Source organism: Polynucleobacter sp. MWH-Adler-W8 (assembly GCF_001889925.1).
GTDB lineage: Bacteria > Pseudomonadota > Gammaproteobacteria > Burkholderiales > Burkholderiaceae > Polynucleobacter.
Genome location: NZ_LZFI01000002.1, coordinates 492,540 through 506,502 on the forward strand (window position 1 = coordinate 492,540; position 13,963 = coordinate 506,502).

Sequence of the window (13,963 nt, forward strand, 5' to 3'; positions counted from 1 at the left end):
GCGTGTCATGCGGCTTTTTAGTAGATCCCAGCTCCTTTTCTTTGTCACCCTATTAGTCGCTGGGATTAGCTTTGCTCATGCTCAATCGGCGTTCTATAACGCTGCTAACAACTATCTCAAAAAGCGCGCTGATGCTTTTATGACGATTACGGGTTATTCACTCACACCGGATGTGACAACAGGATCGTTGTCGATCCGTAACAATGGTGGCGATAATTCTGACTTGCAAATGATTTCTCTAGGAGGTGGTGATCGAATTAGCGCAAACTTTCCTCTGTATTTAGAGGGGACCTTAGCAGTTAATCGATATAACCCAACGTTTACTGATGGAATCGCTAATACTTCTGTTACGGTGCCAGTTCATTGGAATAGCATTACGGGTACTGGCGGTATTGGCTGGGACTTCCCTATTACCAATGAATTGCGCTTCCGCCCTATTGCCAATGTCATGCTTGGTCATTTAGAAAGCGACCTTTCGATTGCGTCTAGAGTCATTCAAAATCAGAAAGGCGTGGACTTGCAGTTTCTCAATGGCGGTCGTATGAATTCTTATGGTTTGGGTGGCTCAGTCATGCTGGACTACGAGAACTACCAACCCGATCAAGAAATTGATGTAGAGCTGCGTTACACCAATATTCCGGTGCAAACATTTGACACCTCTACTGCAGTTCAAGGTTCAGCTGATTCGCAAAGTCTGGCGCTTTGGGCTCGCAGTCGTATCCCAACCCCAATTACATTGTTAGATAGACCATTACGAGCGGTATTTGAAGTGGCGCATACCGAATTCCTGGGCGACTTACGAGGGGCTCTGGGATTTAACTCCCTATCTTCTGTAGGTACTGGCATTGAACTAGATCGTAGCGCATCTGATCCTATTTTTACTCGCATCAGAGTGGTGTTTCGCTACCAATTTGGTCAAAATGTGCACGGAACCTCCATTGGCTTGGCTGCCAGCTTCTAATATGGGTAATACAATAGTTACAAATGCTAACTTACTGGTATTTACTCATTTCCGCATCGCCACTTAATGGTGATGCTCTTTCAACATCCTTAAGGATCAAATTATTATGAAAAAAATTATCATCGCTATCGTCATTGCTGCAATCGCAGTTGGCGGCTACTTTTACCTCACAAAACCAAAAGCTCCGATTGCTGGCGTAGCTGCTCAAGAATCCGCGCTTATCTATGATGGCGAAGTGACTAAAATTGATTCTGCAACTCGCACAGTTACCCTCAAGAACAAAGATGGTGAAACCTCTATCGTTGCTGGTCCTGAAGTAAAGAACTTTGCAGAAATTAAAGTGGGCGATCATTTCGACGTTGTCTATGAACTTGCTGTAGCTATTGAGTTGGTTAAGGTAAAAAATCCAGGCACAACTAGCGAACAAGTTAGTACTAGTACTACAACTGCCCCACAAGGCGATAAGCCAGGCATGATTACTACCAAAACCATTACTGCAACCGCTAATGTTGAAGCGATTGATGCAGCTAAAAATATCGTTTCTTTGAAGGGTCCGCAAGGAAACATCATCAAGGTTAAGGTTCAGAATCCTGACTTGTTGAAAGATATTGCTGTAAACGATCAAGTAAAAGTGGTTTACACAGAAGCTATTGCTGCAGTAGTAAGCGCACCAGCTAAGAAGTAATTAAGAAATACAGTGGTTCTTTAATTGCTCCTTTCCAGGAGCTAGAAAGACTTAAGCCCAGCAAGTAGTTGCTGGGCTTTTTACATTTAAATTGGCGGAAGAGGTGAGATTCGAACTCACGGAGGACTTTCATCCTCGCCAGTTTTCAAGACTGGTGCATTCAACCGCTCTGCCACTCTTCCTTTGCGAATTGAGTCCTAGATTATAAGGAATTCGGTGAGCCCCTACTAAAAAGTGCAATAAACCCCCTTCTAAAGATTGCTTCCATTGGCTTAAATACGCTATGTGCACCAACCGATATAGCCTTTTCTCTGATAAACTAGTCAGATAACTAGTCAGGAGCATGGGTGATGAATAAGCACTGGGCAGTTCAAGATGCCAAAGCAAAATTTAGCGAGTTACTAAACGCCTGCCTTGAAGAAGGTCCTCAAGTAGTTACTAAGCGGGGGCATGAAGCAGCCGTATTAATCACTATCCAGGAGTGGAATACATTGAAAAAGTTAGCCAAACCTTCTCTTAAATCGCTTTTGCTTTCAGAGCAAGCCAAGGGTGACCTAGTGCTGCCAAAGCGTGGCCAAGGTGCATTTCGAAAATCCATCAAACTGTAAGACGGCTCATGTACTTACTAGACACTAATATTATTTCAGAACTACGTAAACCAAAACCGCATGGAGCAGTATTAGAGTGGTATGACAACATTTCAGATAATGATCTTTATATTTCCGCAGTCTCGATCGGTGAAATTCAAGCAGGCATTGAGTTGACTCGTGAGCAAGATAAAAATAAAGCAGAGTCTTTGGAAAGTTGGTTGCAACAAGTTTCAAATGCACATCATGTATTACCGATGACAGGGTCAACCTTTAGATTATGGGCAAAGCTCATGCATAAAGAAAGTAATACCGTCTGGGAAGATGCCATGATCGCAGCGACAGCTATTGATCAGAAACTCATTGTGGTCAGTAGAAATATAAAAGACTTCAAACGATTTAAAATTAATTTACTGAACCCATTCGAATATCGAGCCCAAGCAGATTAAGACCTCTTAATTAAGCCTTCTAAATGCTTGGCAATCGCAAGGCTGGAGGTTAATCCAGGGGACTCAAAGCCATACAGATTAAAGAGGCCCTGGAGTCCATGGTCTTTAGGGGTGTTAAAACAAAAATCGCCTGCCGGGGCATTAGGTGGGACTATTTTGGCTCTGACACCTGAATAATCGGGCTGTAATGCCTGGTCTTTAAGTCCTGGCCAATAGCGCCTTACTGCTTCATAAAAGCCCTCACCTCTTTTGGGATTGACCGTGTAATCAATTTGGTTTTCTTCATCGATTTCAAGCCATTCCACATCGGGACCAAATTTAGCTTGTCCGCCCATATCTAAAGTGAGATGCACTCCTAGACCACCGGGCTCTGGAATGGGATAAATCAAATGATTAAATGGTGACTTTCCGGAAAGAGAGAAATAATTTCCTTTAGCAAAATATGCTTTTGGAATTTGATCTTTGCTTAATGATGCAATTTTTTGCGCCACTGCTGGCGCGCTCATACCTGCACAATTAATCAGAAGCTTTGTTTGAATTTTCATGCCATCGGCCCCACCAATTTCCAGCTCAAATCCATCTTTAGCATTTTCGCCAATGGGCTTCGCGCTCATCAGCGGCGATTGGTACGCCACCATACCGCCTGCATCTTCAAAGCCACCTAAGAGGGAAAGCATGAATCCATGGCTATCAACAATCCCTGTACTTGACGACAGAATGGCTGCTACACAATTAAGCTGTGGCTCTAATTGCTTAGCTTCTTCACCAGTAATCACCTTGATCTCTGGCACACCGTTGCTTTGAGCTTTATATAAAAGAGCCTGCAAATCATCAATTTGGCTTGGATCAGTAGCTACAATAAGTTTGCCGTAAGGCTGCGTAGCTACTTGATGGCTCCGGCAATACTCATAAAGCATGCGATTGCCCTCAACACAGAGCTTGGCCTTTAGGGAATCTTTGGGGTAATAGATGCCAGCGTGAATAACTTCGCTATTGCGCGCGCTACTAATCGTGCCAAAAGAAGCTTCGCGCTCAAGCAAAATCGTTTCGCGGCCCTGCAGGGCCATTTCCCTCGCAACTGCCAGGCCAACGACCCCGGTACCGATGACGACACAGTCGACTTGATCCATTTATAAGCCCAAGCCTTGAATGATTGTTATTTCCATCCTGAAATCGTAACATTTTCAGTGTTTTAGTGGGTTTTTAGGTACTTCTTGATAAAATCTATCAATGTCTTCTAAACCAGCTGCAGTTAATCTGAAAACCCTATTTAGCGCCCAAGATATCGTTTTAGATAGCGCGTATCAAGGCATTGATGCTGCCAGCTGGAAATCCCTCTTTAAGCAGGCTAAAGCAGCTCATTTAGAGCAGTTTATAGCCGACCTATTCGCTGGCAAGTCAGTGAATAACTCTGAAAATCGTCCTGCCCTGCACTCTGCTCTGCGCAATCTTGACCAATCTCCCGTATTGGTAAATGGCAAAGATGTCATGCCAGACGTTGCTCAAGTTTGGCACCGCATTGAAGCTCTATGCAATAAGTGGGTCGGCGTCACCGATGTCATTCATATTGGTATTGGTGGATCCGACTTTGGTCCGCGCCTCGCCATTGAGGCTTTAGCCCATGTACCCGATATTGAAAGCCGCGGGATGCGCATGCATTTCTTGGCCAATATCGATACCGCTGATTTAGCTCGCATATTGCAACGCGCTTTACCGCATAGCACTAAAGTCATTATTGTTTCGAAGTCATTTACGACGCTTGAGACCAGCATGAACGCCAAAGCGGTAGTGAAATGGCTTAAAAATAATGGCCTTACCAATAGTCAAGTAAGCAAATCACTCTTTGCTGTAACGGCAAACGTTCCGGCAGCTGAAGAATTTGGCATTAATCAAGACCATATCTATCCGTTTTGGGATTGGGTCGGCGGCCGTTACTCTGTATGGTCTGCCGTAGGTCTACCAATTGCCCTGCAGTATGGTTTTGATACCTTCAAGCAGTTCTTAGCTGGCGCTCAAGCAATGGACCAGCATTTTAAGTCTGCCCCTCTTGAGGATAATCTTCCGGTGATCATGGCACTGAGCCTGCTCTACCAACAAGAGAAACACAACATCAAGTCATATGCTGTTATTCCGTATGCGGATGCATTGGATTGGTTTCCGAAGTGGTTGCAGCAACTTGATATGGAAAGTAATGGCAAGAGCGTCGATCGTGATGGCAAGCCAGTCAAGTTCTCATGCCCAGTAGTCTTTGGTAGCTCCGGTAGCAATGCGCAGCATTCTTACTTCCAGTTATTGCATCAAGGCACTGAAATCATTCCGATTGATTTTATTGCCGTGCGTGAGCCGATGAGCAATTTGCCTGAGGCAAAGGCGCATCACCGCATTTTGTTATCTAACTGCCTGGCACAAGCGCAAGCTTTGGCCAATGGCAAAAAGACTGAAAACCCGAATAACACCTATCCAGGCAAACGCCCTAGCAACCTACTGATTCTGCCTAAGCTCAATGCCTTCTATCTCGGCGCTTTACTGGCTCTGTATGAGAATCGTACGGCTGCGTTGGGAGCTCTTTGGAATATCAATAGCTTTGATCAACCTGGGGTTGAGCTTGGTAAAGTGTTGGCCAAACCAATTGAAGCTGCTCTAAAGAATGATGGCACGGTACAAGCTGATGCCGGCATCGATGAAGTAACGGCCGCTCGCATTAATTTGTTTAATTCTTAGGTTATTTCAACCCTAATTTGACAAGCCATCTTTAATTGTTTAAACTTGTATAAACAATCTCTCAAGGAGTAAATCATGGCTCCAGCACTTAAAGTAGAGCAAACGATACAAGAATGGGGCAATGGCCTAGGCGTCAGAATCACTTCGCCCGTTGCAAAAGCCGCACATCTCTCCCAAGGCGTTCCAATATCAGTTGAAGTCGTCAAAAATGGCGTGCTTCTCAGAGTCGTAGGTAAGCCTAAATTAAGCCTCAATCAAAAATTAAAAGCTTATGATCCAGAGCAACATGGTGGCGAAATCATGAATTGCCCCCCTATTGGCAAAGAGATAATTTAATGGTTGAAAAATTAAAACTCTGGGTTCCAGAACGCAGGGATATGATCTGGATTAATTTCAATCCTCAATCAGGAAAAGAAATGAAGGATGAGCATCCAATGCTCGTTATTTCACCAAGACCTTTTAATGAAAAAACTGGCATTGTGATTGGTCTACCGATGACACACGCGCAGTTTAACGAAACCAATCCCTTTGCAATCAAGTTTTCGGTTGGAAAAGGTGATCCCGCATATATCTTGACCCATCAGCCAAAATCTTTTGATTGGCGCCTTCGAAAGGCCAGACCACATCCCTGGAAAAGTCTTCCACCTGCCCTTTTTCAAGAGGCATGCGAGGGGCTAAATTCAATTATTGAAATTGCCCATTAATTACCGATTAACACCAAATCTATTTAGGACCAACCGTGCAACTATCTCCATCTATATTTAAGGCTTATGACATCCGCGGCATTATTGATGAGACTGTAGATCCATCGATTGCTAAACAGATTGGCCAAGCATTTGGCACGGAGATGCGTGAACTTGGTGAGACTGAAATCGTGATCGGACGCGACGGTCGTTTATCTGGCCCTAGTTTGATTGAAGCTTTGACTGAAGGCTTACTCTCTACCGGTATCAATGTGATTGACTTGGGAATGGTTGCTACGCCTATGGTGTACTTTGGTGCTAACCAGGTGCTTAATGGCAAGAAACCGAAATCCGGCATCATGATTACTGGCAGCCACAACCCGCCTAACTACAACGGCTTTAAGATGGTTCTGGGTGGCGCGGCCATTTATGGTGATCAGATTCAGGCCTTACGTGAGCGCATTGAAGCCAAGCAATTTGCTACCGGTCAAGGTGTACGCTCTACTTACGATATCTTTCCGATGTATCTCAAGCACATTGTTGGCGATGTAAAACTGGCTCGACCAATGAAGATTGCGGTCGATTGCGGCAATGGTGTTGGCGGTGCATTTGCTGGTCAACTATTCAGAGCGCTGGGCTGTGAAGTTCAGGAACTCTTTTGCGAGGTTGATGGGCATTTTCCAAACCACCATCCAGACCCGGCCCATATCGAGAACCTACAAGATCTGATTAAGAACCTTCAGACTACCGATAATGAATTAGGCCTCGCTTTTGATGGCGATGCCGATCGTTTGGGTGTGGTTACAAAAGATGGTCAAGTGATTTTCCCTGACCGTCAAATGATGTTGTTTGCCAAGGATGTTCTCTCTCGAAATCCTGGTGGTCAAATTATTTATGACGTGAAGTGCACCCGCAACCTGGCTACCTGGGTAAAGCAGCATGGTGGCGAACCCTTGATGTGGAAAACGGGTCACTCTTTAGTGAAAGCCAAACTCAAAGAAACTGGTGCACCCCTGGCCGGCGAAATGTCAGGCCACATCTTCTTTAAAGACCGTTGGTTTGGCTTTGATGATGGTCTTTATACGGGAGCACGTCTTTTGGAGATTCTGTCCAAAGAGAAAGATCCAAACAAAACGCTCAATGACTTGCCAAATGCCATTTGCACGCCTGAATTACAACTTGCGTGCGCTGAAGGTGAGCCTTTTGAATTACTTGAAACCATTAAAGCCAATGCAAAGTTTCCTACTTCTGAATCCATCAATACCATTGATGGTGTACGAGTGGAATATGCCGATGGTTTTGGTTTGGCTCGTCCATCCAATACCACGCCAGTAGTTGTTATGCGCTTTGAGGCAGATAGTGAAGAAGCGATTGCCCGTATTCAGGCGGAGTTTAAGGCGGTATTGCTTGCAGCAAAGCCAGGTGCAAAACTGCCTTTCTAATCTTCCCCAAGCAATAACCCCATAATTTAAGCGCATATTGACTGCGCATCAATGACACCGATAATTGGATGATGACTATCCATGACATTACTCGCACCAGCAACAAAGAGAAATGCTTAAAAGACTACTAATCTCACTCTGAACGCCGAAGTATTAGCTGAGGCCAAAAAGTTAGGCATCAATATCTCGAAGGTCTGTAATAACTTTTTAGCATCGCTTGTGGTACAAGAGCAGGAGTTGCGCTTGAAGCTTGAAAATGAAAAATTTATCAGTGAATACAATCAAATTACTGATAAAGAAGGTCTGCCACTCGATAAGTGGAAAACTTTCTAATGCCCTGACAAGAGTGAACGCTCTGCAAGCCCCGAATTTAGGGGCTTTATTTTTTTCAAAAAACGTCAAAGGGGATAAAAAGTTCAAACCGAAAAAAAACGAGTTGATTTTTGAGGTTATTGCAAAAGCTTTGAATGCGCTCTTTTAATTGATTTTTGAGGTGAAACAGAGCAGAGAAAAACGAAAAAATACCCTCAATGAATGGAAATATTTTTACTGGTTTTTACTTCAAAGTTCTGCTCTTCTGATGGAGAATTTTTCGTCTGCAAAAGGGCTTCTCCCCACCCCGCCTGTAATCGCAATTGACCCAATAAAACGCACATCATTTGCAAAGTATTTGGGGGTAGCTTTAGGTTTAAATTTGCACCGCCAGGAAGGACAAAATCCATCGATAAATCCGGATCAATTTCCCCTTCATGAACATCACTAATGTGCACTAATTTTTCACCATCTTTGGTTAAGGCGCAGGTGACATCCATTACTAATATAGGATCAAATCCAAGAGGAAAATTGACTCCAGACTCATAGGCTTGTGCTGCGCTATTTTCATTTTTTGCCGTCTCTAAAATAGCTTCTTTTTCAAAGTCATTCATTGCTTTTGCAGCATCAGATGAATGTGTTTGTTCCAGCTTTTTGGAAAGTAAATGGGTGGTTGCCGCAAGAATAAACAGCGTTGTTCTGCGCGTAAACCAAAAGCGATATTCCTCTTGACTCTGCGTATTAAAGCGAAACAAGATTCGATCTTCTTTTGGCAAATAGGTGCCATTGAATTGCTTGATAGTCATAATCTAGCGCGATCCATTTCTTAGATGGAAATATCCTTTGAACCCGGTTTTTGAGGTGTATTTTTTGGAGTGTTTGGCGCCTGATTTGGAGGGCTATTGGGCACTATTTGAATTGGCGGAATGATCAAAATTTGAGGGGGCTGAACCTGCTGCTCTCTCTTTTTGCTATTTGCCGCCTCATTTAATACACGCTCAATAGCGGGTTTTGCACCAGCCAAACTAAATTGGGACACCGCAAACGCACCCGACTGTAAGGCCACCGCAAATCCAATACTCTCTCCTACTTGGGTGGCCTTTAATACCGCATTAAATGGAGTCAGAATCTGGAAAATATTGCCGTTAATGAGAGTGCATTCCATGGTTAGGGCCGTTGAGATGCTGGGGCTATTCATCAAAACGGAGTACTTAGCCCCTGGTGCACAGTTAAGTCCTTGATGGAGATAAAAAAGACACTGCTCGCCAGCGCAAAAGGTTCCAAATGAGGTGTTAGCGTCCGCAATGGTGTAGGCCTCATTATCGCGACCACTCAATTCTGCGGTCCAGTTTTGATAGGGGTATTTGTCACCTGCCCACGCCATTTGTGTGGCTAGAACCATGAAAATGGTTACTATCCGCTTCATTGCACGACCCTAGCATTCTCACGCAAGCGCTTGATGGTTTCGGCTAAATATTGCTGAATAATCGCCTGCCTTAGTTGATTTTTGGAGGCCTCAAGGCTCTGAATCTTGGCGGAGCGCGTGTCATCCACCTTGATGACTACCCAGGCATCCCCCAGCTTAATGGGTGACTTACTGAAGCCACCTTTACCCAAGGTACCCACTACATCAGAAATTGGAGGTGCTAATTGTTGAGGCCCTACCCAACCTAATAAGCCTCCCTGCGCTTTAGTTGCCGCATCTAAAGATGCATCTTTAGCCACCTTGGCAAAAGAATCGCCCGCCTGCAAACGGCCAATGACCGCAATAGCTTCAGACTCTGACTTCAGAACAATTTGACTGATTTTGTACTGAGTAGCAGAGTCACTTCCGCCACCCAGCTGCTGCTTTTGTTTATCGTACTCTTCACGCAACTTCTCATTGGTGATAGGGTTTTTCTTAAGGTATTCCTCCACGAATGCCTGCACATAAATTGTTTGGCGCAGCTGAGTAATCTGATCCTGGAGATCTAACTCCTTATCAATTCCCTGCTTAGTTACTTCCTGAACAATTAATTGACGATTGATGAGCTCATTCTTAATTGCATCACGCAACTGCGGACTATCTTTTTGGCCTTGATTTATGGCGGCCTGGAGATTTAGATCAAATAGACCCTTAGAAATCGCAACACCATTGACAGTGGCAACGAATTCAAAATCTGCTGCAAAAGCACTTGCAGATATTAATAACAAGGCAGAAAAAATAATGGTGAAGCAAAGTTTCATGAAGACTTTCTGGTGATGCGTTGATTAACCATTTAAAGACTAAATACTACCAAGCTTCTAAGAAGGCCTTTATAGAGGCTTTGCATTTAAGCAGGATTCATCATCGCCTCGGCACTCAGCATCAGGGCTTGTAACAGAAACGGATCCAGATGCGCCCTTACCGTTGCTAAGGACATATTCCACATCACGTTTATTCAGAGCGGCCATGAGTGAGCCAGTTGCAATGCCCTCATCACGCCTTGGGAGACTTGCAAGCACAGGTGCTGGTTGCTCTTCGGCAACTGCTACTGGAGGTTGAGTCACTGCTGGTGGCGCAACAACAGGAGGAACAGGGACAACTAGGTCGGTTACCTTGTAAGCAACTCCAGCAGTGCTAAAGCCATTAATGGAGCCACCACCTAAGGTCACATTAATCGGTACCGAGCCATTAGAGATCAAGTTATTACCAGTGGTTCCCACGTTAAATGAGATTACTCCGCCATTGGTTGTAAATGCCTGTGGTGTAGAGCCCAGAGCTGAACTACCCAATCCAATAGTATTAGCGGTATAGTTTTGATTGCCGCTAGTAGTAACGTCACTCAGGATATTAACTACACCAGAATAATTATTTGGATTGGTTGAAATGGCGGCAATTAAAGCATTAGCCTCTTGATTCTGCACACCTGTTCTCACAGTGAGGCTAGCCAATGGCGCCACTGATCCAACCGCGCCATTAAAGGTCACCGCTTGATCTTGGGTAGGGTCAATTGCAATGGCTGCCACCACTAAGTTATGGGTATTAGCCTGCGCATCATCAACCTGACCTTTGAATGTGATGCTCGGATCTTCGGATAACAAAATACGGGTTAAGCCGTTGCTACCGTTGTCACCAATCAATACATGACCTATGTATGTCTGATTACCAAATGTTGTGATGTTGCCTTTGATCAAAATACTGTTTGCAGCAACATCCAAATTAAAGATATTGGGGCTAGTTAGATAGGCTGCGTTGTATGTTGAAAGTTGACCACTGGCATCGACGATATTGGCTCCAACACGATCCCCAAAGATGATCTGACCTCTTGGGGCTGAAATATTCAGAGACTGTTTATTGGTCAATGAGGATGCGCCAGCAACTAAAGCACCATTGAACACAATATTGCCATTGCTAGAGTTAAGCAACATTGGCTTAAGAGCACCGCTAACCGCATAACCCGAACCTAAGGTTACAACACCACCATAAGTTTGCGTACCGGAGGTAGCAATATCACTGGTTAATGTTACTGGGCCAGAAACGGTCAGGCTATTGAGAACAACATTGTTGGCTACACCCAGCAAGCCACCTGCAGAAGTTACCGCACCTGAACCCAGCGCATTTGCACTGCCAATGATCAACTGAGCACCGCTGCTAAGCAAGGTATTGCCAGTCATAGCCGAGTTATCACCACTAACGGTTAGCGCTCCAGCGCCTGATTGAGTAATAGTTCCCGAACCAGTTAGGTTGTTGTTAAATTCAAAGGCATTTGAGCCATTAAATAAGATATTTCCGGAGTTGCTAATCGTGCTGCCAATCCGGCCTACCAGGGCACTGTCGTAGTTCACTGTGATTCCGGTTGGAATGATGACCTGCGCTACGTTATTGCGATTTGGCAATGCCCCACCAGCCCAATTTCCACCGTTAGACCAATTTCCTCCCGTTGCACCAACATAGGTTACAGACGCTAATTGGGTAATCGTTCCAGTGTTATTGGTAAATTGACTATTTGAGAGTGTGTAGTTATTAGCATCATCCCCGCCAAGAGAAATGTTCAAAGTAACTGTCTTACCAGTTCCGACGTGTTGATCGTCAAAGTAGCCGTTACCACCAATAGTGACTTTATCGCCGTTAAGGATAGATGAGGATGCGACGCTGCTCTGCAAGGTTAATCCTGCAATAGCAGCATTACCGTCATATACCTTCTGCGTACCTGAAATACCCAATTGGGACGTCAAAAGTGACAGGCGATTAATAGTCAAGCCGCCGGTTAATACCATGGAGTTAAAGTTTGCGCCTGTAATTACTGGGTCTGCAGCAGAAAGGTTATATCCGCCAATCGCATATTGATTTGAACCAGTCTTTTTAGCTAGCGCTGGTGCAATAGTGAAGCTTGCTGCACCACCCACTCCATCATTGACATTAACTGATGTGCCATTAATAACCGGGGTCAGGCTCGTAATGGTATTAACTGATCCAGAGGCGTTGCAATCCGACATGGAGCACTTCAAATATCTAGCAGTTGCTAAGTAATCTGCTGTTCCACCATAGGTGGTGGAAGCTGGATTAACTTGGACCAGCAATTGGTTAGCGGGCACGATGATAAAGTTGCCAGTCTGGTAGCTCACCTTATAGTTACCATTAACAGCCCCAGACGCTCCAAAACCATCAGGGGTCAAAGTGTAGGTTCCTGCTGCATTACTTCCAGAATTGCTACGTGAGATTGCTAATGCACCATTGAGGTTAGCTACCGACTCAACACCTACAAAGCCGTTATAGATTGCGCCATCATAATTATGAACATCTGCTTCTGTCACAAACTTCGCAGAGTTCACCGCTGTCACAGTTAATGGGGCTGGGGTGATTTCGCTGGTAGCTGAAGTTACCAGCGATTTATTGTAGTTTTTACCGTTGTTTCCATCATTAATAACAGCAGATAATAATTTAACAACCTTATTGGAACCTACGTTTGCATCGCTGCGTAGAATATCGTTGCCGTAAGCATCTTTCGCCAGACTAAATGCCACACTCGCAGAAGTTACGGTATCCCCGCCAGCTAACAAGCCTGACATTGCCGTCAAATCACCAGCTGTCATATTGTATGAAGCGAGCCCATCGTACACTTTAGAAATAGATGGCGCAGTCAAAGTAACAGCGCGTTGATTAATGGTTACCCGGGTATTTGTAGTAGCCAATGGACGATAGTTACTTAACTGCGCTCCAGAAACGCCTGTTAATGCCAAGCCGCTTACTTCCAGCAATTGCTGATATGTCACTAAATTAGAATTATTAGCATCAAAAACAACGTTCTTTGTAGAGAGGTTTGCCTGTCCGGCGACAGTAAAGCGTTCGCCATTTACACCATTTGCCTGCATTGCAGCGCCGTTTATCACAATCGTGCCGTCATACTCACGTGATCCGGTCAGGGTCAAGTTGGCTGGCGTAATCACAAAGCTCTTAGGAGCAAAGTTGATGGCGTAATTGCTATTGGCTAAGCTGCCTTGGCCTATGGTGTAGCTACCCACATTCTCACCTGATGCTCTTGTGAGAGAACCCGTGAAGTTATCCCCCGACACTAAACCGCGACCTAAACTACTATTTTCAGTGGTGTACCCAAGCAACGCAGGATCGAGATCACCATAAACCTTGGTTTGGTTGCTATTGGCGGTGATGGTAATTGGACGAGCAGTCACTGCAAAGTTAGCCGGCACATAAGTAATAGCGTAGTTGCTATTAGCGAGGTTACCTTGGGCAATAGCGTAGCTACCGACATTCTCACCAGTTGCGCGGGTTAAGTTACCAGTAAAGGTATCGGCACCAACTACACCACGACCAGAGGTATTGGCTTCTAAGGTGTAAGTGTATGCGCTTGGATCAGCATTGCCGTAAACCTTGGTTTGGTTGCTATTGGCAGTAATGGTAATTGGACGAGCAGTCACTGCAAAGTTAGCCGGCACATAAGTAATAGCGTAGTTGCTATTAGCGAGGCTGCCTTGGGCAATAGCGTAGCTGCCGACATTCTCACCAGTTGCGCGAGTTAAGGCGCCAGTAAAGGTGTCGGTTCCAACTAAACCTTGACCAGCGCTATTGGCCTGCAAGGCGTAGGTGTAAGCGCTTGGATCAGCATTACCGTAGACCTTGGCTTGATTGCTATTGGCAGTGAT

The 13,963-nt window shown here is 44.8% G+C and carries 13 protein-coding genes, 1 tRNA gene and 1 pseudogene; 9 read left to right on the forward strand and 6 right to left on the reverse strand.

The genetic code is table 11. From position 1 onward, the window contains the following. The first annotated feature begins 7 nt into the window (after window positions 1–7). The gene (locus AOC28_RS03300) at window positions 8–961 is read left to right on the forward strand and encodes a hypothetical protein (protein ID WP_072582525.1); all 954 of its coding nucleotides are present in this window, start codon (window positions 8–10) and stop codon (window positions 959–961) included. A gap of 106 nt (window positions 962–1,067) precedes the next feature. Continuing rightward, window positions 1,068–1,646 carry a hypothetical protein gene (locus AOC28_RS03305; RefSeq protein WP_083564210.1) on the forward strand — a complete coding sequence of 193 codons (579 nt, stop codon included), beginning with the start codon at window positions 1,068–1,070 and terminating at the stop codon, window positions 1,644–1,646. A gap of 92 nt (window positions 1,647–1,738) precedes the next feature. On the opposite strand, the gene AOC28_RS03310 is transcribed toward AOC28_RS03305, so the two are convergent. Beyond that, window positions 1,739–1,828 (reverse strand) — tRNA-Ser (locus tag AOC28_RS03310). A 168-nt stretch (window positions 1,829–1,996) separates the two neighbouring features. Here AOC28_RS03310 and AOC28_RS03315 point away from each other — a divergent pair. Both AOC28_RS03315 and AOC28_RS03320 read left to right on the forward strand, forming a co-directional pair. Then, entirely contained in the window at window positions 1,997–2,254 is a 258-nt protein-coding gene (locus AOC28_RS03315; RefSeq protein WP_072582527.1) for a type II toxin-antitoxin system Phd/YefM family antitoxin, read from the forward strand. An 8-nt stretch (window positions 2,255–2,262) separates the two neighbouring features. Continuing rightward, window positions 2,263–2,682: a type II toxin-antitoxin system VapC family toxin gene (locus AOC28_RS03320; protein ID WP_072582528.1), complete on the forward strand. Its 420-nt coding sequence runs from the start codon at window positions 2,263–2,265 to the stop codon at window positions 2,680–2,682. Here AOC28_RS03320 and AOC28_RS03325 read toward each other — a convergent pair. Continuing rightward, window positions 2,679–3,812 carry an NAD(P)/FAD-dependent oxidoreductase gene (locus tag AOC28_RS03325; RefSeq protein ID WP_072582529.1) on the reverse strand — a complete coding sequence of 378 codons (1,134 nt, stop codon included), beginning with the start codon at window positions 3,810–3,812 and terminating at the stop codon, window positions 2,679–2,681. The two genes, AOC28_RS03320 and AOC28_RS03325, sit on opposite strands and share 4 nt — an antisense overlap. Window positions 3,813–3,912: 100 nt before the next feature. Here AOC28_RS03325 and pgi point away from each other — a divergent pair, with 100 nt between their 5' ends. The 5 genes from pgi (at window position 3,913) to AOC28_RS11295 (ending at window position 8,009) form a co-directional block, all read left to right on the forward strand. Continuing rightward, window positions 3,913–5,403 carry a glucose-6-phosphate isomerase gene (pgi, locus tag AOC28_RS03330; RefSeq protein ID WP_072582530.1) on the forward strand — a complete coding sequence of 497 codons (1,491 nt, stop codon included), beginning with the start codon at window positions 3,913–3,915 and terminating at the stop codon, window positions 5,401–5,403. Window positions 5,404–5,478: 75 nt separating this feature from the next. After that, the gene (locus tag AOC28_RS03335; protein ID WP_072582531.1) at window positions 5,479–5,739 is read left to right on the forward strand and encodes a hypothetical protein; all 261 of its coding nucleotides are present in this window, start codon (window positions 5,479–5,481) and stop codon (window positions 5,737–5,739) included. Beyond that, a complete protein-coding gene (locus AOC28_RS03340; RefSeq protein ID WP_072582532.1) occupies window positions 5,739–6,107 on the forward strand; it encodes a type II toxin-antitoxin system PemK/MazF family toxin in 369 nt (122 codons plus the stop codon). The genes AOC28_RS03335 and AOC28_RS03340 overlap by 1 nt, the downstream gene beginning before the upstream one ends. Before the next feature lie 35 nt (window positions 6,108–6,142). Beyond that, a complete protein-coding gene (locus AOC28_RS03345) occupies window positions 6,143–7,528 on the forward strand; it encodes a phosphomannomutase/phosphoglucomutase (RefSeq protein WP_072582533.1) in 1,386 nt (461 codons plus the stop codon). Window positions 7,529–7,799: 271 nt separating this feature from the next. Continuing rightward, window positions 7,800–8,009: a hypothetical protein gene (locus AOC28_RS11295; protein WP_158009033.1), complete on the forward strand. Its 210-nt coding sequence runs from the start codon at window positions 7,800–7,802 to the stop codon at window positions 8,007–8,009. 46 nt (window positions 8,010–8,055) lie between these two features. Here AOC28_RS11295 and AOC28_RS03355 read toward each other — a convergent pair whose 3' ends face one another. The 4 genes and pseudogenes from AOC28_RS03355 to AOC28_RS11370 all read right to left on the reverse strand — a co-directional run. Continuing rightward, window positions 8,056–8,616 (reverse strand): hypothetical protein, encoded by a 561-nt coding sequence (locus AOC28_RS03355; RefSeq protein WP_143143865.1) that lies wholly within the window; start codon window positions 8,614–8,616, stop codon window positions 8,056–8,058. A 50-nt stretch (window positions 8,617–8,666) separates the two neighbouring features. Then, complete coding sequence (locus AOC28_RS03360) at window positions 8,667–9,266, reverse strand: hypothetical protein (RefSeq protein ID WP_072582535.1); 600 nt, start codon at window positions 9,264–9,266, stop codon at window positions 8,667–8,669. Beyond that, a pseudogene (locus AOC28_RS03365) lies at window positions 9,263–10,072 on the reverse strand (peptidyl-prolyl cis-trans isomerase); the annotation flags it as partial. The gene AOC28_RS03360 and the pseudogene AOC28_RS03365, both read right to left, overlap by 4 nt. Before the next feature lie 63 nt (window positions 10,073–10,135). After that, window positions 10,136–13,963, reverse strand: a 3,828-nt coding sequence (locus AOC28_RS11370) for an MBG domain-containing protein (RefSeq protein WP_202816813.1), incomplete at its 5' end; no start/stop codon positions are given.

Bases quoted from the DNA above. Each gene is read 5' to 3' on its own strand.
- AOC28_RS03305 (WP_083564210.1), top strand. From the start codon at position 1,068: ATGAAAAAAATTATCATCGCTATCGTCATTGCTGCAATCGCAGTTGGC.
- AOC28_RS03320 (WP_072582528.1), top strand. From the start codon at position 2,263: ATGTACTTACTAGACACTAATATTATTTCAGAACTACGTAAACCAAAA.
- AOC28_RS03340 (WP_072582532.1), top strand. From the start codon at position 5,739: ATGGTTGAAAAATTAAAACTCTGGGTTCCAGAACGCAGGGATATGATC.
- AOC28_RS03325 (WP_072582529.1), bottom strand. From the start codon at position 3,812: ATGGATCAAGTCGACTGTGTCGTCATCGGTACCGGGGTCGTTGGCCTG.
- AOC28_RS03335 (WP_072582531.1), top strand. From the start codon at position 5,479: ATGGCTCCAGCACTTAAAGTAGAGCAAACGATACAAGAATGGGGCAAT.
- AOC28_RS03315 (WP_072582527.1), top strand. From the start codon at position 1,997: ATGAATAAGCACTGGGCAGTTCAAGATGCCAAAGCAAAATTTAGCGAG.
- AOC28_RS03300 (WP_072582525.1), top strand. From the start codon at position 8: ATGCGGCTTTTTAGTAGATCCCAGCTCCTTTTCTTTGTCACCCTATTA.
- AOC28_RS03360 (WP_072582535.1), bottom strand. From the start codon at position 9,266: ATGAAGCGGATAGTAACCATTTTCATGGTTCTAGCCACACAAATGGCG.
- pgi (WP_072582530.1), top strand. From the start codon at position 3,913: ATGTCTTCTAAACCAGCTGCAGTTAATCTGAAAACCCTATTTAGCGCC.